Origin of the sequence: Mycolicibacterium smegmatis (assembly GCF_001457595.1) — a bacterium.
Classification (GTDB): domain Bacteria; phylum Actinomycetota; class Actinomycetes; order Mycobacteriales; family Mycobacteriaceae; genus Mycobacterium; species Mycobacterium smegmatis.
Window position 1 is genome coordinate 6,318,656 of record NZ_LN831039.1, and the last position, 14,522, is coordinate 6,333,177.

The 14,522-nt window shown below is 65.4% G+C and carries 14 protein-coding genes; 7 read left to right on the forward strand and 7 right to left on the reverse strand.

From position 1 onward, the window contains the following. Positions 1 to 19 precede the first annotated feature (19 nt). On the reverse strand, positions 20 to 490 hold the full coding sequence (locus AT701_RS35410; protein ID WP_011731163.1) for a hypothetical protein: 471 nt from the start codon (positions 488 to 490) through the stop codon (positions 20 to 22). A gap of 128 nt (positions 491 to 618) precedes the next feature. Further along, positions 619 to 1,986, reverse strand: a complete 1,368-nt coding sequence (locus tag AT701_RS30575) for an ISL3-like element ISMsm4 family transposase (RefSeq protein WP_058124893.1) — start codon at positions 1,984 to 1,986, stop codon at positions 619 to 621. A gap of 758 nt (positions 1,987 to 2,744) precedes the next feature. Between AT701_RS30575 and AT701_RS30580 the strand changes: the two genes are divergently transcribed. Continuing rightward, positions 2,745 to 4,148: an IS1380 family transposase gene (locus AT701_RS30580; protein WP_058124898.1), complete on the forward strand. Its 1,404-nt coding sequence runs from the start codon at positions 2,745 to 2,747 to the stop codon at positions 4,146 to 4,148. Positions 4,149 to 4,332: 184 nt separating this feature from the next. On the opposite strand, the gene AT701_RS30585 is transcribed toward AT701_RS30580, so the two are convergent. Further along, positions 4,333 to 4,779: a hypothetical protein gene (locus AT701_RS30585; protein ID WP_162267885.1), complete on the reverse strand. Its 447-nt coding sequence runs from the start codon at positions 4,777 to 4,779 to the stop codon at positions 4,333 to 4,335. On the opposite strand from AT701_RS30585, the gene AT701_RS35155 reads away from it, so the two are divergent. Then, a complete protein-coding gene (locus AT701_RS35155) occupies positions 4,771 to 5,058 on the forward strand; it encodes a hypothetical protein (protein ID WP_162267886.1) in 288 nt (95 codons plus the stop codon). The genes AT701_RS30585 and AT701_RS35155 overlap by 9 nt on opposite strands. A 35-nt stretch (positions 5,059 to 5,093) precedes the next feature. Here the strand turns inward: AT701_RS35155 and AT701_RS30590 are convergent, their stop codons facing one another. Continuing rightward, complete coding sequence (locus AT701_RS30590) at positions 5,094 to 6,068, reverse strand: DNA-processing protein DprA (RefSeq protein WP_081319627.1); 975 nt, start codon at positions 6,066 to 6,068, stop codon at positions 5,094 to 5,096. Between the two features lie 221 nt (positions 6,069 to 6,289). Here AT701_RS30590 and AT701_RS34955 point away from each other — a divergent pair, with 221 nt between their 5' ends. Both AT701_RS34955 and AT701_RS30595 read left to right on the forward strand, forming a co-directional pair. Then, positions 6,290 to 6,586: a hypothetical protein gene (locus AT701_RS34955; protein ID WP_157892592.1), complete on the forward strand. Its 297-nt coding sequence runs from the start codon at positions 6,290 to 6,292 to the stop codon at positions 6,584 to 6,586. Between the two features lie 150 nt (positions 6,587 to 6,736). After that, positions 6,737 to 7,537, forward strand: coding sequence for a hypothetical protein (locus AT701_RS30595; protein WP_058127195.1), 801 nt, complete (start codon positions 6,737 to 6,739; stop codon positions 7,535 to 7,537). Between the two features lie 8 nt (positions 7,538 to 7,545). Here the strand turns inward: AT701_RS30595 and AT701_RS30600 are convergent, their stop codons facing one another. Genes AT701_RS30600 through AT701_RS30610 form a run of 3 tightly spaced genes read right to left on the reverse strand, consistent with a single transcriptional unit; the run spans position 7,546 to position 10,971 of the window. Next, positions 7,546 to 8,616, reverse strand: coding sequence for a glycoside hydrolase family 183 protein (locus AT701_RS30600; protein ID WP_223496039.1), 1,071 nt, complete (start codon positions 8,614 to 8,616; stop codon positions 7,546 to 7,548). Between the two features lie 47 nt (positions 8,617 to 8,663). Continuing rightward, the gene (locus tag AT701_RS30605) at positions 8,664 to 9,704 is read right to left on the reverse strand and encodes an aspartate-semialdehyde dehydrogenase (protein WP_003897678.1); all 1,041 of its coding nucleotides are present in this window, start codon (positions 9,702 to 9,704) and stop codon (positions 8,664 to 8,666) included. Between the two features lies 1 nt (position 9,705). Beyond that, positions 9,706 to 10,971, reverse strand: a complete 1,266-nt coding sequence (locus AT701_RS30610; protein ID WP_003897679.1) for an aspartate kinase — start codon at positions 10,969 to 10,971, stop codon at positions 9,706 to 9,708. A gap of 96 nt (positions 10,972 to 11,067) precedes the next feature. On the opposite strand from AT701_RS30610, the gene AT701_RS30615 reads away from it, so the two are divergent. The 3 genes from AT701_RS30615 (at position 11,068) to glnT (ending at position 14,492) form a co-directional block, all read left to right on the forward strand. Further along, the gene (locus AT701_RS30615) at positions 11,068 to 11,688 is read left to right on the forward strand and encodes a nitroreductase family protein (protein WP_058127197.1); all 621 of its coding nucleotides are present in this window, start codon (positions 11,068 to 11,070) and stop codon (positions 11,686 to 11,688) included. 115 nt (positions 11,689 to 11,803) lie between these two features. Continuing rightward, the gene (locus AT701_RS30620; protein WP_003897681.1) at positions 11,804 to 13,054 is read left to right on the forward strand and encodes an ammonium transporter; all 1,251 of its coding nucleotides are present in this window, start codon (positions 11,804 to 11,806) and stop codon (positions 13,052 to 13,054) included. A 133-nt stretch (positions 13,055 to 13,187) separates the two neighbouring features. After that, on the forward strand, positions 13,188 to 14,492 hold the full coding sequence (gene glnT / locus AT701_RS30625; protein ID WP_003897682.1) for a type III glutamate--ammonia ligase: 1,305 nt from the start codon (positions 13,188 to 13,190) through the stop codon (positions 14,490 to 14,492). Positions 14,493 to 14,522 lie beyond the last annotated feature (30 nt).

Below are 14,522 nucleotides of genomic sequence, written 5' to 3' on the forward strand. Positions count from 1 at the left end.
TCAAAAAGAGTGAGTGTGATTATGGTCGCGCGGGTGCTGTGGTCGGCGTCTCTGAACGATCCGGGGCCTGCGGACCACGGAATTCACCGCGCTCGGCCGGTGCACCTCCCGGGCCGAACATGCCGCCACCAGGCCTCATGTGGCCGGGACCCATGCCGGGCATCATCGGCGGCGGGCCGCCACGGTGGAACATCATGATCTCCGGGCGGTCATGGCCGCGGTGATGATGCCCCGGGCCGGAGTTCTTGCCCAGCACGAAGCCGGTGCCGAACACCACAGCGACGATGAACACGACGCCCGCGACGATGCCGACCCACGCGGCGGCCTGTACGACACGGCTGTGCCGGCGGGGTGCCTCGGCGGGCGCGACGGGTACTGCTGCCGGCGGGGGCGCAACCGGCGGTGGCGCCACCGGCCCCGAGGTCGCGGTGGGCGTCTCGGCAGGCGTGCCGACCGGAGTGGTCGGATGGTCAGACGGTGTTTCACTCATGCCACGAGCATGCGTCCGCTGCTCAGGTGGTGATCAAGAATCGGCTATGAATTGGCTATGAACGGGCGTCCTCGCTCACCGTGCGTAACGCAGTGGCGGCCACGAGCGCGTTTTTCGGCTCTTCGCAGTTAGCAGTGGCGTTGGTGCCGGCTGGGTGTGACTCGTCGTGATCGGCGAGTGCAGGCCCACCGTACTCGGCGGCGTTGGTTCTCAGGATTGCGGAAGCCGAAGGCGATGCGCCCGACGTGTTTGACGATGCGGTTGTAGCCTTCGGTGCGGGCGTTGGACAGGCCGGTCTGCAGGGCGGCGATGATGGGGGCCTGCCAGGTCTCGATGGTGCGGGCCAGTCGGATCACTTCGGGCACTGTGCAGGCCGCGCAGAAACGGTAGAACCGGTCCAGGGCGGTCGTGATCTCGTAGCGCAACCCGCCGCGGTCGGCGCAGGAAAGCAGGTCGCGCAGCAGTTCTTTGGCGATCCAGGCCGCGGCGATGTCCTGGTTGGGGTCGGCGGAGAGCAGCTTGGCGAACAACGTGGCGCGTTGGTCTGCGGTGAGCCGCTCGGAGCCGCGCAGCAGGCGGCGGCGGTTGATCCACTCGACATCGGCCTTGCGGCCGCGCCGGCCCCGTTGGGTCCAGGTGACCCGGCGGCGCACCGCATCAACCATGTCGTTGGCTTTCTTGACCAGGTGGAACCGGTCGGCGATCAGGATCGCGTGCGGCAGTGCTTCGCGAGCCACCCGGGCATAGGCCGGGGACAAATCGATGGCTACGTGGGTGATTGCGGCCCGCCAGTCAGGGTCCTGGCCAGCGAGCCAGTCGATCACTGCCGCCGAGGTGCGGCCATTGACCTGGCCAAGGAGGCCTTGATCGCCGGTGATGTCGACCAGTCCGGTGTCCCAGCGATCCACCCATACCCGCCGCCCGAGTACCGGGTTGTGTTCCCATTTGGCCTTACCGCGTCGGGTCTCGTCGATGCCGAGCACCGCCACCGGCGCCAGCTCGCCGGCCAGGGCGTCCTCGGCGGTGGCGATGACTTCGTCGTGCACGGTGTGCCAGCCGCAGCGGTACTGCCCGGCCACCGCGGCCACCGAACGGTCCTCGTCGAGCACCGCAGTGGCCATCGTCGCCTTGGCCCGCGGTGTTACCCGCGCCCGCGCCGGGATTCCGGGCACCGACTCGGTGAACACCTTGCGCGTACAGACCGTGCTGGGGCACAACCACTTTCGCTTACGCCAGCGCAGTATCGGGCGGTCCGAACCCACCACAACGTCGCGGGGTCCGGTCTGTACCCAGCCTTTCGACCTGGTGGAGCGTTCCCCGCATTCGGGGCAGATCCCGACCCACTGGGGGGCGGTGAGCACCTGCACCAACCGGGTGCCGTCCTCGAGGCGCTGCACCGATTCGACGACCACACCGTCGAGATCGAGCAGCAGTGAACTACCGTCAACCATGGTCCGCGTTCCTTGTCCTGGATGCCTGAAGAACACCCAGCTCACAGGGGCGCGGACCCCTAATCAATCACCGACACGACACAACGTCGGACAACACCAGACCCCTATCAAGTGCGAAGAGCCCGTTTTTCCGCCCTCACGTCACAAACGGCGCACCCGCCGACCACACACCCGCACACCCGCACCGTGCGTAACGCAGTGGCGGCCACGAGCGCGATTTTCCGCCCTCACGTCACAAACGGCACACCTGCCGACCAGGCAGGCTCGATGTCCAGATTCCACTCGTGTGTGACCGTACGCAGAGCTTCGGGTGGTAGATCGCTCAGTGGCATAACTTCCCCGATCAGTTCGCCAGTACCCGCCCTTCGAAGACCGCGTCGCAGTGCTGGCCATCCAGGCGCTGATTACAGCGAGATTGGGCCGCAGGTCTGCGAGCACCTCGCGCAGGCACGTAACATCGGGCCAGGTAGAGCGTCCGGAGACGCCGGTGCCACGTCATCGAAGCGATGGTTGAACGCGTAGAGTTTCAGCGGACAAACAACACCGCAAACGGCGTCACTCCCAGGGCTTGAGTGGATTCACCGCGAACCCGTTCGTGCACGTTTGGCAACGTTGACTCGAATTGAATGAGTCCATCAGCCCATGTCAACAGGGTTGGCGGTGTTGGCGGGCACCGAGGCTTAGCCTCGATCCACCGATGAATTGGCTGGTCGCAGGGTGTCGTGACGAGGAAAGTGCCTTCTGAGCTGTGATGATGAGTGTTCTCTAGGCACTTATCGGCACAACTTCGAAAGGCACTTCCGGTGAAAGTGTCCCATAGGTTCGCTGCGTCGTCGGCGGTCTTCGATGATGCCCATCTCGTGTCGTGCGCCGGTCTGGTGCCGGTAATGACGCTGGCCACCCAGACCGGGCTGTCACAGTTGCTGGCCGACAAGGTTCGTATCAGCGAACCACGGATCAAGTCCGGGTCGGCCAACCCGTCGCCGAAGCTGCTCACCGTGGTCGCCGGAATGTGCGCCGGCGCCGACAGCATTGATGACCTCGACCTCGTGCGTGGCGGCGGGATGAAGACGCTCTTCGATGGGGTCTATGCACCATCGACGATCGGAACACTGTTGCGGGAGTTCACCTTCGGACACGCCCGGCAGTTGGAGTCGGTCCTGCGTCATCATCTGGCCGCACTCTGTGCGCGGGTGGACCTGCTGCCCGGATCCGACACGGGGGCGTTCATCGACATCGACTCACTGCTGCGCCCGGTCTATGGCCACGCCAAACAGGGTGCCTCCTACGGGCATACCAAGATCGCTGGTAAGCAGGTTCTGCGTAAAGGGCTCTCCCCGTTGGCGACGACGATCAGCACCCCCGGAGCGGCGCCGGTGATCGCCGGGATGCGGCTGCGCGCCGGTAAGACCAGTTCCGGGAAGGGTGCGGGCCGCATGGTCGCCCAAGCCATCGCCACCGCCCGCGCCGCCGGCGTGCGCGGGCAACTGCTGGTGCGTGGCGATTCGTCCTACGGCACCCGGTCGGTGGTGGGCGCCTGCCGAGCCCACAATGCGCACTTCTCGGTGGTGATGACCCGCAATACCGCGGTTGATCGGGCCATCAGTTCGATCGACGAGCAGGCCTGGGAGCCGGTCAACTATCCCGGTGCAGTGCGTGATCCCGACACCGGTGACTGGATTTCTGATGCCGAGGTCGCCGAGGTCAGCTACACCGCCTTCGCCTCTACCAAAGATCGGTTCACCGCGCGGTTGGTGGTGCGGCGAGTCAAAGACGCGAGATTTCGGGACGCGCTGTTCCCGGTGTGGCGGTATCACCCGTTCTTCACCAACACAGACTTGCCGACCGCCGAGGCTGACATCACCCACCGCCAGCACGCGATCATCGAAACCGTCTTCGCCGATCTGATCGACGGACCCCTGGCCCACATGCCCTCAGGACAGTTCGGTGCCAACAGTGCGTGGGTGTTGTGCGCGGCGATCGCGCACAACCTGCTGCGCGCCGCCGGCGTGCTCGCAGGAGGTGCCCACGTGGTTGCCCGCGGCGCGACGCTGCGCCGCAAGATCGTCAACATTCCCGCCCGTCTGGCCCGACCCCAGCGTCGACCGATCCTGCACCTCCCCGAGCACTGGCCCTGGACAGAGCACTGGCTCACGTTGTGGCGCAACACCATCGGATACAGCCCACCGCTACCGGCAACAACCTGACCAACGCGCCGAACAGGCCCAACCGGAGCACACAGGAAAAGCTGGGCAGACCAGCAACTACCGCATGCCCGCAACACCGAACGCAGCAGAAACCACACACGGACACCTCAAGGAGGGCCGCTCCACGGATTCAGGCTTAGTTAGGCTACTGGGGACGCACTGCGGACGGAGGCCGAGCGCTCCTTTAAGGACAAGCTCCGCCGGTCACCGGGCAGATTCGTGGGTCGTAGTCTCGCTTCAAACGAGTCTTGATGAACTCGGCGTTGTTCCCATACCCCGGCGAGAGCCAGCGGCCGACGACCATCACACTCACGTATCTAGCCCCCGCGGCTCGTAGCGTAAGCGCGGCCGACTGAGTTCTGGATCCGGTTGTCCATGTGTCATCGAGCACCAAGATGTGCTTGCCGCTCAAGTCTTGCGGCGGTGCGATAACGAACTGGGTGCCTGCGACGATGCGATTGCTAGTCGCCGTCGCCGCGGGCACGAGGCTCAGCTGATCGCTGATGGCGTTCATTTCTCTTGTGATCGCGGCGAATGGATGGACGCCGGGGCGATTGCTCAGTGAGGGAACCATCACCCGTCTGTACACAGGTTGCCCAACACGTTTTTCAATACAGTTCTGGTGCAACATGATTCCGAGGTAGAGCGCGCGCCGGATAACCATGCTGTGCTGCTGGCGCGCTACTTCGCTGACGTCGTCTTTGTAGTGGCGCAGCAGGATCCCGGACTGGGTTCGCTCGGCCGCGTATGTGAGAGGAGCTACGAGGTCCGCTATGCCGGCCGTGTATTGGTGCTGGTTGCACCGGTAGCAGCGGTCGTAGTCATCGACCGGTGTGCAGCAGACTGCGCATGTGATACGCGTTTCCCGGATCACATTCCGGAGATAGCCGCCAGCCTGCTGTACGAGTAGATGCTCGTTGTGGACGACTGGATCCCTCGTTCTGGTCAACGTCCGTCAGGCAGTCCCGCCAACGGCGCCAAGACGCCGAGTGAGTCGTCCTCGTCCTGGTTTACGACCTGCTTGACGATGTCCATAACCTCGGCGGTGCTTCCCGCGACGTAAACGCCTGGCCGGTCGCGCATTTCGCGTCCCCACTTCGTCGCGTTCACCACAATGTCGGTCAGGATGACGGGGCGGCCGTGTTCAACAGCCACGCGCGCCTGGATTCGTGTGCCACTGTGTTCACTGGCTTCGACGATGATCGACGCGCGACCCAGGCCGGACATAGTGACGTTGCGCATCGGGAACGACTGTTTTGTTGGCGGTGCGTCCGGAAAGAACTGAGATACCAGCGCACCGGCTGCCGCAACCCGGTCGTGGAGCTCCCGGTGGATTGCCGGGTAGACACGGTTGATGCCCGTGCCGATCACGCCGATCGGCCGTCCGCCTGCTCGCAGCGTCGCTTCGTGTGCGGCGCCATCGATACCATCTGCAAGTCCGGATATGACCGAAATTCCCCGTTCCGCAAGGCCTTCCGCAACATTCGCGGCAATGGACAGGCCCCGCCGTGTCGCGCGTCGTGAACCGACGACTGACACCCCGCGCTCGTCGGGGCGGAGGACGCCTTTTACGAACAGCATCGGCGGCATCTGATGGATACCGCGCAGCGCAAATGGATACTCTTCGTCCAGCACCGTCAGCAGGTCGAAGTCTTTGGACGATTCCCACTCGATTAGCTGCTTCCACGCGACCTGGAACTGCAGTTCTGATTCGTCACGGCTCAGGTCACCGTCGAGAGCGAGCGTGAGCAGCGGGGGGTGGATGTCCTGCCACACCGCTAGGGCGGAACCACGCAGAGACACCTCGGAGGCGATCGTGGACCACGAGGTCTTACCCGCGCGTTCGCCCAGCATCGGCGGGCGCTCATCCAGAAGAGCCAGAAGCGCGGCCCGTTCCTCGTCGGCGAATCTGTCGCCCATGCGTCGTAGCTTAGATCCGCCGTCCGGGGATGGCAGCACATCGGGGCCGTTTCGGAAGCCCATCTGCGTCACCACCTCATTTCCGCAGGTCAATTGCACTGTCTAGATGTTACTGTCACCCACCGACACGCCGAGCGGTTAATGCCCTCGCGTCGGACAGCCCAGGATAGTCGCCACGGGCTGGGGGACGCGCCGCCGGACTGTCAGAAAGGGTGATGCGAATGACCATAAACGTCTATTGCGATCATGAAGGACGAAGCCCGAGGTTCACGTTCCCGAAAGTTACTGAGGACGGCGAGGCTTCGCCCGAGATCACGCGTTGGCGGCTTGATGGCAGATCGGTCGCGGCAGACACACCGGGCGCAAGACGCAGTTACACGCTGGCTTGCCCGGTTTGTCAGTCGAACTACCGGTTCGGCGAGGACAAGCTGATTCCCGCTCTCATTCGGCTTCGCGAGGTTGGGCAGCGCGAGATCAGCATCCAGAACTTGCAACACGCCCTCAGTCGCTATACCTGACGGTTCTATGGTGAAACCATCCGAGGTTGACTCAGACGGAAGCCCCACGAATGAGCCAGACGCGAATCGCCGTGCCGGTGTCGAGGACCGTTGGAACAAGACGATCCTCGCGATCGGCCACGCACAGAGCTCATCAACGGGCGGCAACTAGTGAACGAACGTGACCAGGAAGACGTGTTGCGCGGCACCTTCGATCAACTGGACGAATGGCTGAGGCTGGGAGCAAAAGCCTTCGTTCCGGTGCCCGGAAGCGAACTGCACATGGACGATCAAGACTGGCCGTGGATGCCCATCTCTCAACTAGCTCATGTCGGCCTGCAAGCTGCAGCCGACCACCTCGATGCAGTGCGTTTGCATCTCAAATCGCGCAAACTGTTCGCTGTCGCCGATCTGACGCTCAGCCGGTCAGCGCTCATCGGCGCATCGGCGGCAGTGTGGTTGCTAGCACCCGACGAGCGGACGGAACGCCTCAAGCGGGCCCGAACCTTGGCTTCCTATGCCGCGAAGCATCACACGCAATATCTGATCGCCTTACACCGGTTGTCACCGGACCACGAGGCCACCAAACGCGTTGGCGAGCATGCTGCTATGCGGAAAGCGGAGCTCGACGCGAAGCGTGCAGCCCTGGGCGAACGCACTAAACTCGACACCACAAGGATGATCAGCGACGCTGCTGCTGCGGTATTTGCCGCAGATATTGCCGCCGAGGCCGACTTGGAGTGGCAGTCGGGGTCAGGCGCGGCTCATGGCCTCGCCTGGTGCCTTCTCGGTGCACCCTCGACGGTGCAAGCGGGCCCGGTGGACAATTCCGGAATGACAGAGTTCCATGCCTCGGGTTCGATCGGTCGGATAGCGAATAGCTACATGGCCGCATTCCACTTGTGCAAGCACGGCTGGTCGCTGCTAAAACGCCGCAACTCTGTTGCGGACGTCCTGCGGACGGAAGGTTGAAACACAGCCTACTCCCACGGCTTGAGGGGGTTCACCGCGTACTGGATCACGCGGTAGGGCGTGCCGCCGCGTGGCCGGGTGTTCCACTGGCTGATGAAGACGCGGACCTCGTCGAGTGTCGAGGCCGGTGAGATGTAACCGCCATATGGCTGCGCGAGCCGGTTCACCTCCGGCGGCGGCAGGGTCTCGGCCGGGTCGGGCCAGTCGCTGGCATAGACCACGGTCGTCACGGGCACGGTGCCCAACTGTGTCGGGTCGTCGGCCACACGCATCTCCATGTTGCCGGTCGTGGCGTTGAAATATGACAGCACCGCCTTGCCGTCGATCAGGCGAATGCTCATCTCCCCCACGCGATCTGGCCACAGCGCAGTCGCCGGCTCACCCCAGCGCCCGGACGCCGAGGACCAGCCCTGCCAGGCCGCACGGTCGGTGAAGTCCTGCGGCGGTACGCGGTACAGGAACACCGGTCCGCTGCGGTCGAAGTTGTTGGCGACGATGTACACCCATCCGCGAGGTGACTCGGGGGTGGGGATCGGGTCGTAGTACCCGCTGACTTGCGACTGGTTCCCGCCCAGGTACGACGCCTCGCGCGCCGAACCGGGCACGGTGGGCCAACCGCTCTTGGCCGCATCGGCTTTCACCAGGCGCGAGGTCTGGGGCGTCAGATCCTTCGTGACGGTCACCATCATGTAGTTCTCGCGGTTGATCGACACCACCCCGGCGGGAAGCTGGGAACTGCCGGGCGGGGTCGGATCGGCCAGCAGCGGCTTGTCGACGCCGGAGACGCCGTTGTAGCGGATACCGGCCGGGTCGTCGATCGAGTCGGATTCGACGTGCAGCGCGATCGGCGAGTACCAGCCGCCGAATCCGACGGCCTGGCCTGCGAAGCTGTCGCCGCACACCTGCAGCACGCGGCTGGGGAACTCCATGAACTCGCACAGGTCGGTGGCGCCGATGCCGTAGTCACCGGTCGGTGTGCCGGTGCCGGCACTCGGCCCGATGCGCAGCACCTGCCCAGGCACGAGCCCCGTGTCGGCGTGCGCGAGCCCCGCCGAAATGGCATTCCAGCAGAGAAAGATCGAGACGACGCCTGCTGGAATGCGGTTTCGGCGCAACGGGGTTCAGGTCAGAGGTCGGCGGCCAACAGTTCTGCGATCTGGATGGTGTTGAGCGCTGCGCCCTTGCGCAGGTTGTCGCCGGAGACGAACAGCGCGAGGCCGCGGCCGTCGGGCACGCCCGGATCCTGGCGGATGCGGCCGACGAGGCAGTCGTCGATACCCGCGGCGGCCAGCGGCGTGGGCACGTCGACCAGCTTCACGCCCGCCGCCGTGCTCAGCAGCTCCTTGGTGCGCTCCACCGAAATCGGTTGGGAGAACTCGGCATTGATCGACAGCGAGTGCCCGCTGAACACCGGCACACGCACGCAGGTGCCGGACACCAACAGCTCGGGGATGCCGAGGATCTTGCGGCTCTCGTTGCGCAGCTTCTGGTCCTCGTCGGTCTCGCCGGAGCCGTCGTCGACGTAGTTGCCCGCCAGCGGAACGATGTTGAACGCGATGGGCGCCACGTACTTGTTGGGCGCGGGGTACTGCAGTGCCGAACCGTCGTGCACCAGTTGCTCGACGCCGTCGATGACGGCGCGGGCCTGACCCGCGAGTTCCTCGACACCGGCGATACCGCTACCGGAGACGGCCTGGTAGCTCGACACGATCAGGCGCTGCAGGCCGGCCTCTTCGTGCAGCGGCTTGAGCACCGGCATGGCGGCCATGGTCGTGCAGTTGGGGTTGGCGATGATGCCCTTGGCGAGCTTCTTGCCGCGCACGTCGCGGTCGAAGTTGACCTCGCTGACCACGAGCGGGACGTCAGGGTCCTTGCGGAACGCCGACGAGTTGTCGACGACGATCACGCCGGCCTCGGCGAACCGCGGGGCCTGCACACGCGACATCGTGGCGCCCGCCGAGAACAGGGCGATGTCCAGACCGGACGGATCGGCGGTCTCGGCGTTCTCGACCTCGATCTCCTGGCCGCGGAATGTCAGCTTCTTGCCCTCGGAGCGCGGCGAGGCGAAGAACCGCACGGAGGTCGCGGGGAAGTTGCGCTGTTCGAGCAGGTTGCGCATGACCTGGCCGACCTGGCCGGTCGCGCCGACCACACCGATGTTGACCATGTCAGCGCCCCGTTCCCGCGTACACCACGGCTTCGTCGTCGCCGCCGAGGCCGAACGCCTCGTGCAGCGCCGAAACCGCCTTGTCCAGTTCGGTGTCCTTGATGAGCACCGAGATACGGATCTCCGACGTCGAGATCAGGTCGATGTTGATGCCGGCCTCCGCGAGCGCCTCGCAGAACGTGGCCGTCACGCCCGGATGCGACCGCATACCGGCGCCGATCAGCGACACCTTGCCGATGTGGTCGTCGTACAGCACCTGGCTGAAACCGATCTCGCTCTTGAGCGCCGAGAGCTTCTCTACGGCCCGCGGGCCGTTGTCACGCGCACACGTGAACGTGATGTCGGTCTTGCCGTCCTCGATCTTCGAGATGTTCTGCAGCACCATGTCGATGTTCACGTCGGCCTCGGCGACCGCGCGGAACACCTTGGCGGCGTAGCCGGGAACGTCGGGCAGACCGACCACCGTGACTTTGGCCTCGCTGCGGTCGTGGGCTACTCCGGTCAGGATGGCGTCTTCCATGGGGATGTCCTCGATCGATCCTTTGACGATGGTGCCGGGCTTGTCCGAATACGACGACCGGACGTGGATGGGCACGTTGTAGCGGCGGGCGTACTCGACGCAGCGCAGCATCAGAACTTTCGCGCCGCAGGCCGCCATCTCCAGCATCTCCTCGAAGGAGACGGTGTCGAGGTGGCGGGCGTTGGGCACGATGCGCGGGTCCGCGGTGAAGATGCCGTCGACGTCGGTGTAGATCTCGCAGACATCGGCATCGAGTGCCGCAGCCACGGCGACGGCCGTGGTGTCCGAACCGCCGCGGCCCAGCGTGGTGACGTCCTTGCTGTCCTGGCTGACGCCCTGGAACCCGGCGACCAGCACGATCTGTCCCTCGTCGAGCGCGTCGCGCAACCGGCCCGGCGTAACGTCGATGATCTTGGCGTTGCCGTGCGTGCCCGTGGTGATCACACCGGCCTGCGATCCGGTGAAGGACCGGGCCTGCGCGCCGAGCGATTCGATGGCCATCGCGACCAGCGCGTTGGAGATCCGCTCACCGGCGGTCAGCAGCATGTCCATCTCACGCGGCGGCGGCGCGGGCGACACCTGACGAGCCAGGTCCAGCAGGTCATCGGTGGTGTCACCCATCGCGGAGACGACGACGACGACGTCGTTGCCCGCCTTCTTGGTCTCGACGATCCGCTCGGCGACCCGTCGGATCCTCTCGGCGTCCGCCACCGAGGATCCGCCGTATTTCTGTACGACGAGCGCCACCTGATCAACCTTTCGCATGTGGGATCGAGCCGGAATGAGTCCCAACAAGGATAAGGGAGGCGCGCACCTTATTTTCCGGCCGGTAACTTGGCGGACGTGACCGACGCGCCGAGTGATCGGCTGGCCAACACCAGCGTCCCGATCCACCCCCCACTCGCGGCCCGCTGGAGCCCGCGCGCCTTCGACGCCGCGGCAATCGTCACATCCGAGCAGCTCACGGCGGTTCTCGAGGCCGCCCGCTGGGCCGCGACATGGGGGCAGCGTCAGCCCGTGCGGTTCATCGTGGGGCGCCGCGGCGGGCAAACCGGCGCCGACGCGGCCGACGAGACGTTCACCACACTGGCCGGGTTGCTCAAACGAGGCAACAGCTACGCGCACGCGGCCTCGGCGCTGATCCTGGTGTGCGCAGACGAGGGTGAGGACGAGCGCACCGCGCGCTACGCCGCGGTCGACGCCGGCGCCGCGATCGCTCAGCTGACCATCGAGGCCGTGTCCCGCGGGCTCATCGCGCACCCGATGGCCGGTTTCGACGTCGACGGCGCCCGCGCCGCGTTCGGCGTACCCGACGGTGTGCGCCCGTTCGCGGTGGTCGCGCTGGGACACCTCGGTGACTACGCGACGGCCGACGAGGCCATCGCCGAACGCGACAGCCGCCCGCGTGAACGTCTGCCACTTGAGCAGGTTGCGTTCACGGGCCGATGGGGCAACCCGCTGTAAAGCGCGGTTTGAGTTTTAACCACGCTGCAACACTTCGCGACCATCTCCGTAACAGAAACGTCGGTTACTGCGAGTGAACGGCTTGTTTCGAGCCGCCACCGTGAGGAGATGTTTGATGGATACCGGAACAACAGCATTCATGCTGTGTTGCATCATCGGGCTCACGCTGATGATCCCTGGCCTGGCGTTGTTCTACGGCGGCATGGTCTCGGTCAAGAGCTCGACCAACATGATGATGATGACCTTCGGCGCGGTCGCCGTCGTCGGCCTGCTGTGGGTCCTCTTCGGGTTCTCCATGGTGTTCGGTACGTCCTACGGCGGATTCGTGGGCAGTTTCACCGAATTCGCCGGCCTGACCGACCTTCTCGAACCCATGACCACCGTCGACGGGCTGCCGGTCAGCTTGTTCGCGGTGTTCCAGGCGCTGTTCGCGGCGATCACCGTGGCGCTGATCTCCGGTGCGGTGGCCGACCGCATGAAGTTCGGCGCCTGGATGGTGTTCGCGGCGTTCTGGGCCGTGCTGGTGTACTTCCCCGTCGCGCACTGGGTTTTCGCGTTCGACGGTACGGTCACCGAGGATTCGGTCGGCGGCTGGATCGCCAACAGGCTCGGTGCGGTCGACTTCGCGGGCGGTACCGCGGTGCACATCAACGCCGGCGCGGCCGCGCTCGCGCTGGCGATCGTGCTGGGCAAGTCCGCGATGTTCGGACGGCGCAAGCCTCACAACGTTCCGCTCACGCTCCTCGGCGCGGGCATGCTGTGGGCCGGTTGGTATGCGTTCAACGGCGGTTCGGCGCTGTCGGCCGGTAACTCCGCGGCCATCGTCATGGTCACCACGTTCGTGGCGACCTGCGCTGCGGTCCTGGCGTGGATCGCCGTCGAGAAGGTCAAGACCGGTCACGTGACCGGGGTCGGCGCGGCCTCGGGTGCCATCACGGGCCTGGTCGCCATCACGCCCGCGTGCGGCGCGGTGACGCCGATCGGCGCGATGTTCGTCGGCGGTATCGCGGGCGCGGTGTGCGTGTACGCCGTGGGTCTGAAAGACACGTTCGGGTACGACGATTCGCTCGACGTGGTCGGTGTGCACCTCGTCGGCGGCCTGATCGGCACGCTGCTCATCGGCTTCTTCGCCAGCGAGGGCATGCCCAACGGCGTCAACGGTCTGTTCTATGGCGGCGGCATCGACCAGTTGTGGAAGCAGGCGGTCGCGGCCGGTGCGGTGATGATCTATTCGTTCGTGCTCGCGTACGTCATCGCGTTCGCGATCAAGAAGACCATGGGCATCCGCATCTCCCCCGACGAGGAAGAAAAGGGTATCGACGCCAAGTTCCACCGCGACGCGGCGTACGAGCTCGAATTCGCCTGATCCCGTTGATGACTCCCCGGTCCGGCCACCGCAGAAGGTTGTCCGCGGCGTCCGGGTCCGGGGATTCGTCGGCTTGCCGAAGTTTCATGCTGTGATACATTGATTCCCATCAAGAGACGACGGATTTGACCCAATGACCTCTGATCTCGCCACACTCGCCGAGCAGTCGGGCACCAAGTTCATCCTCGCGTTGTTCGTCGACCTGCGCGGAAAGCCTTGCGCCAAGCTGGTTCCCGTCGAGGCCATCGACATGCTGGCCACCGAGGGCGTCGGCTTCGCCGGCTACGCCGTCGGCGCCATGGGCCAGGAACCCAAGGACCCCGACCTGATGGCCCTGCCGGACCCGGCCTCGTTCACGCCCATCCCCTTCATCAAAGAAGGCCTGGCGCTCGTGCACTGCGACCCGTACGTCGAGGGCAAGCCGTGGCCCTACGCACCGCGCGTGATCCTCAAGAACCTGATCCAGCAGGCCGCCGACGCCGGATTCGAACCCTGGGTGGGTGCGGAGGTCGAGTACTTCCTGTTGCGCCGCAACGCCGATGGTTCGCTGGTCACCGCCGACGCCGCCGACACCGCGGCCCAGCCGTGTTACGACGCCCGCGGCCTGACCCGCATGTACGACCACCTGACCGCGATCTCGACGGCCATGAACTCCCTGGGCTGGTCCAACTACGCCAACGACCACGAGGACGGCAACGGCCAGTTCGAGCAGAACTTCGAGTTCGCCGATGCGCTCACCACGGCCGACCGTGTCATCACCCTGCGCTATCTGCTGTCGATGATCGCCGCTGAACGCGGCATGGTGGCCACCTTCATGCCCAAGCCGTTCGCCGACCGCACGGGCAGCGGACTGCACTTCCACCTGTCGCTCACCAGCGGCGGCAACCCCGTCTTCCCGTCGGAGACCGACGAACGCGGGCTCGGCCTGTCCGACACCGCGTATGCCTTCCTGGCGGGCATCCTCGACCACGCCTGTGCCCTGCAGTCCGTCGTCGCACCAACGGTCAACTCCTACAAGCGAACCGGCGCCACCAGCACCGCATCCGGGGCGTCCTGGGCGCCGCGGCTGCCCAGCTACGGCGGCAACGACCGCACGCATTACATCCGGGTGCCCGACAACCAGCGCATCGAGATGCGTGGCGGTGACGGCTCGGCCAACCCGTACCTGGCGGTCGCCGCGGCGCTCGGCGCCGGCCTCGACGGCATCAAACGCAGCATCGACCCGGGCCCGGTCGGCAGCGGCGGCACCACGGCCCTGCCGCCCACGCTGCTGCACGCAGTCGACGCGCTGGAGGCCGATCCGGTGGTCACCGGCGTGCTCGACGCCGCGGGCGAGGGAGTCGCCACCTACTTCGCAAACCTCAAGCGCGAGGAGTTCTTCACCTATCACGGCACCGTGACGCCGTGGGAGGTCGACACCTATCTCACTGCTTTCTAGATCCGAAATCCCCGAGAGGAGAACAAACGT

Coding starts and splice junctions, on each gene's coding strand:
- AT701_RS35410 (WP_011731163.1), bottom strand. CDS start 490: ATGAGTGAAACACCGTCTGACCATCCGACCACTCCGGTCGGCACGCCT.
- AT701_RS30585 (WP_162267885.1), bottom strand. CDS start 4,779: ATGTTGCACCAGAACTGTATTGAAAAACGTGTTGGGCAACCTGTGTAC.
- AT701_RS30590 (WP_081319627.1), bottom strand. CDS start 6,068: ATGGGCGACAGATTCGCCGACGAGGAACGGGCCGCGCTTCTGGCTCTT.
- AT701_RS34955 (WP_157892592.1), top strand. CDS start 6,290: ATGACCATAAACGTCTATTGCGATCATGAAGGACGAAGCCCGAGGTTC.
- AT701_RS30605 (WP_003897678.1), bottom strand. CDS start 9,704: ATGGTCAACATCGGTGTGGTCGGCGCGACCGGCCAGGTCGGCCAGGTC.
- AT701_RS30620 (WP_003897681.1), top strand. CDS start 11,804: ATGGATACCGGAACAACAGCATTCATGCTGTGTTGCATCATCGGGCTC.
- glnT (WP_003897682.1), top strand. CDS start 13,188: ATGACCTCTGATCTCGCCACACTCGCCGAGCAGTCGGGCACCAAGTTC.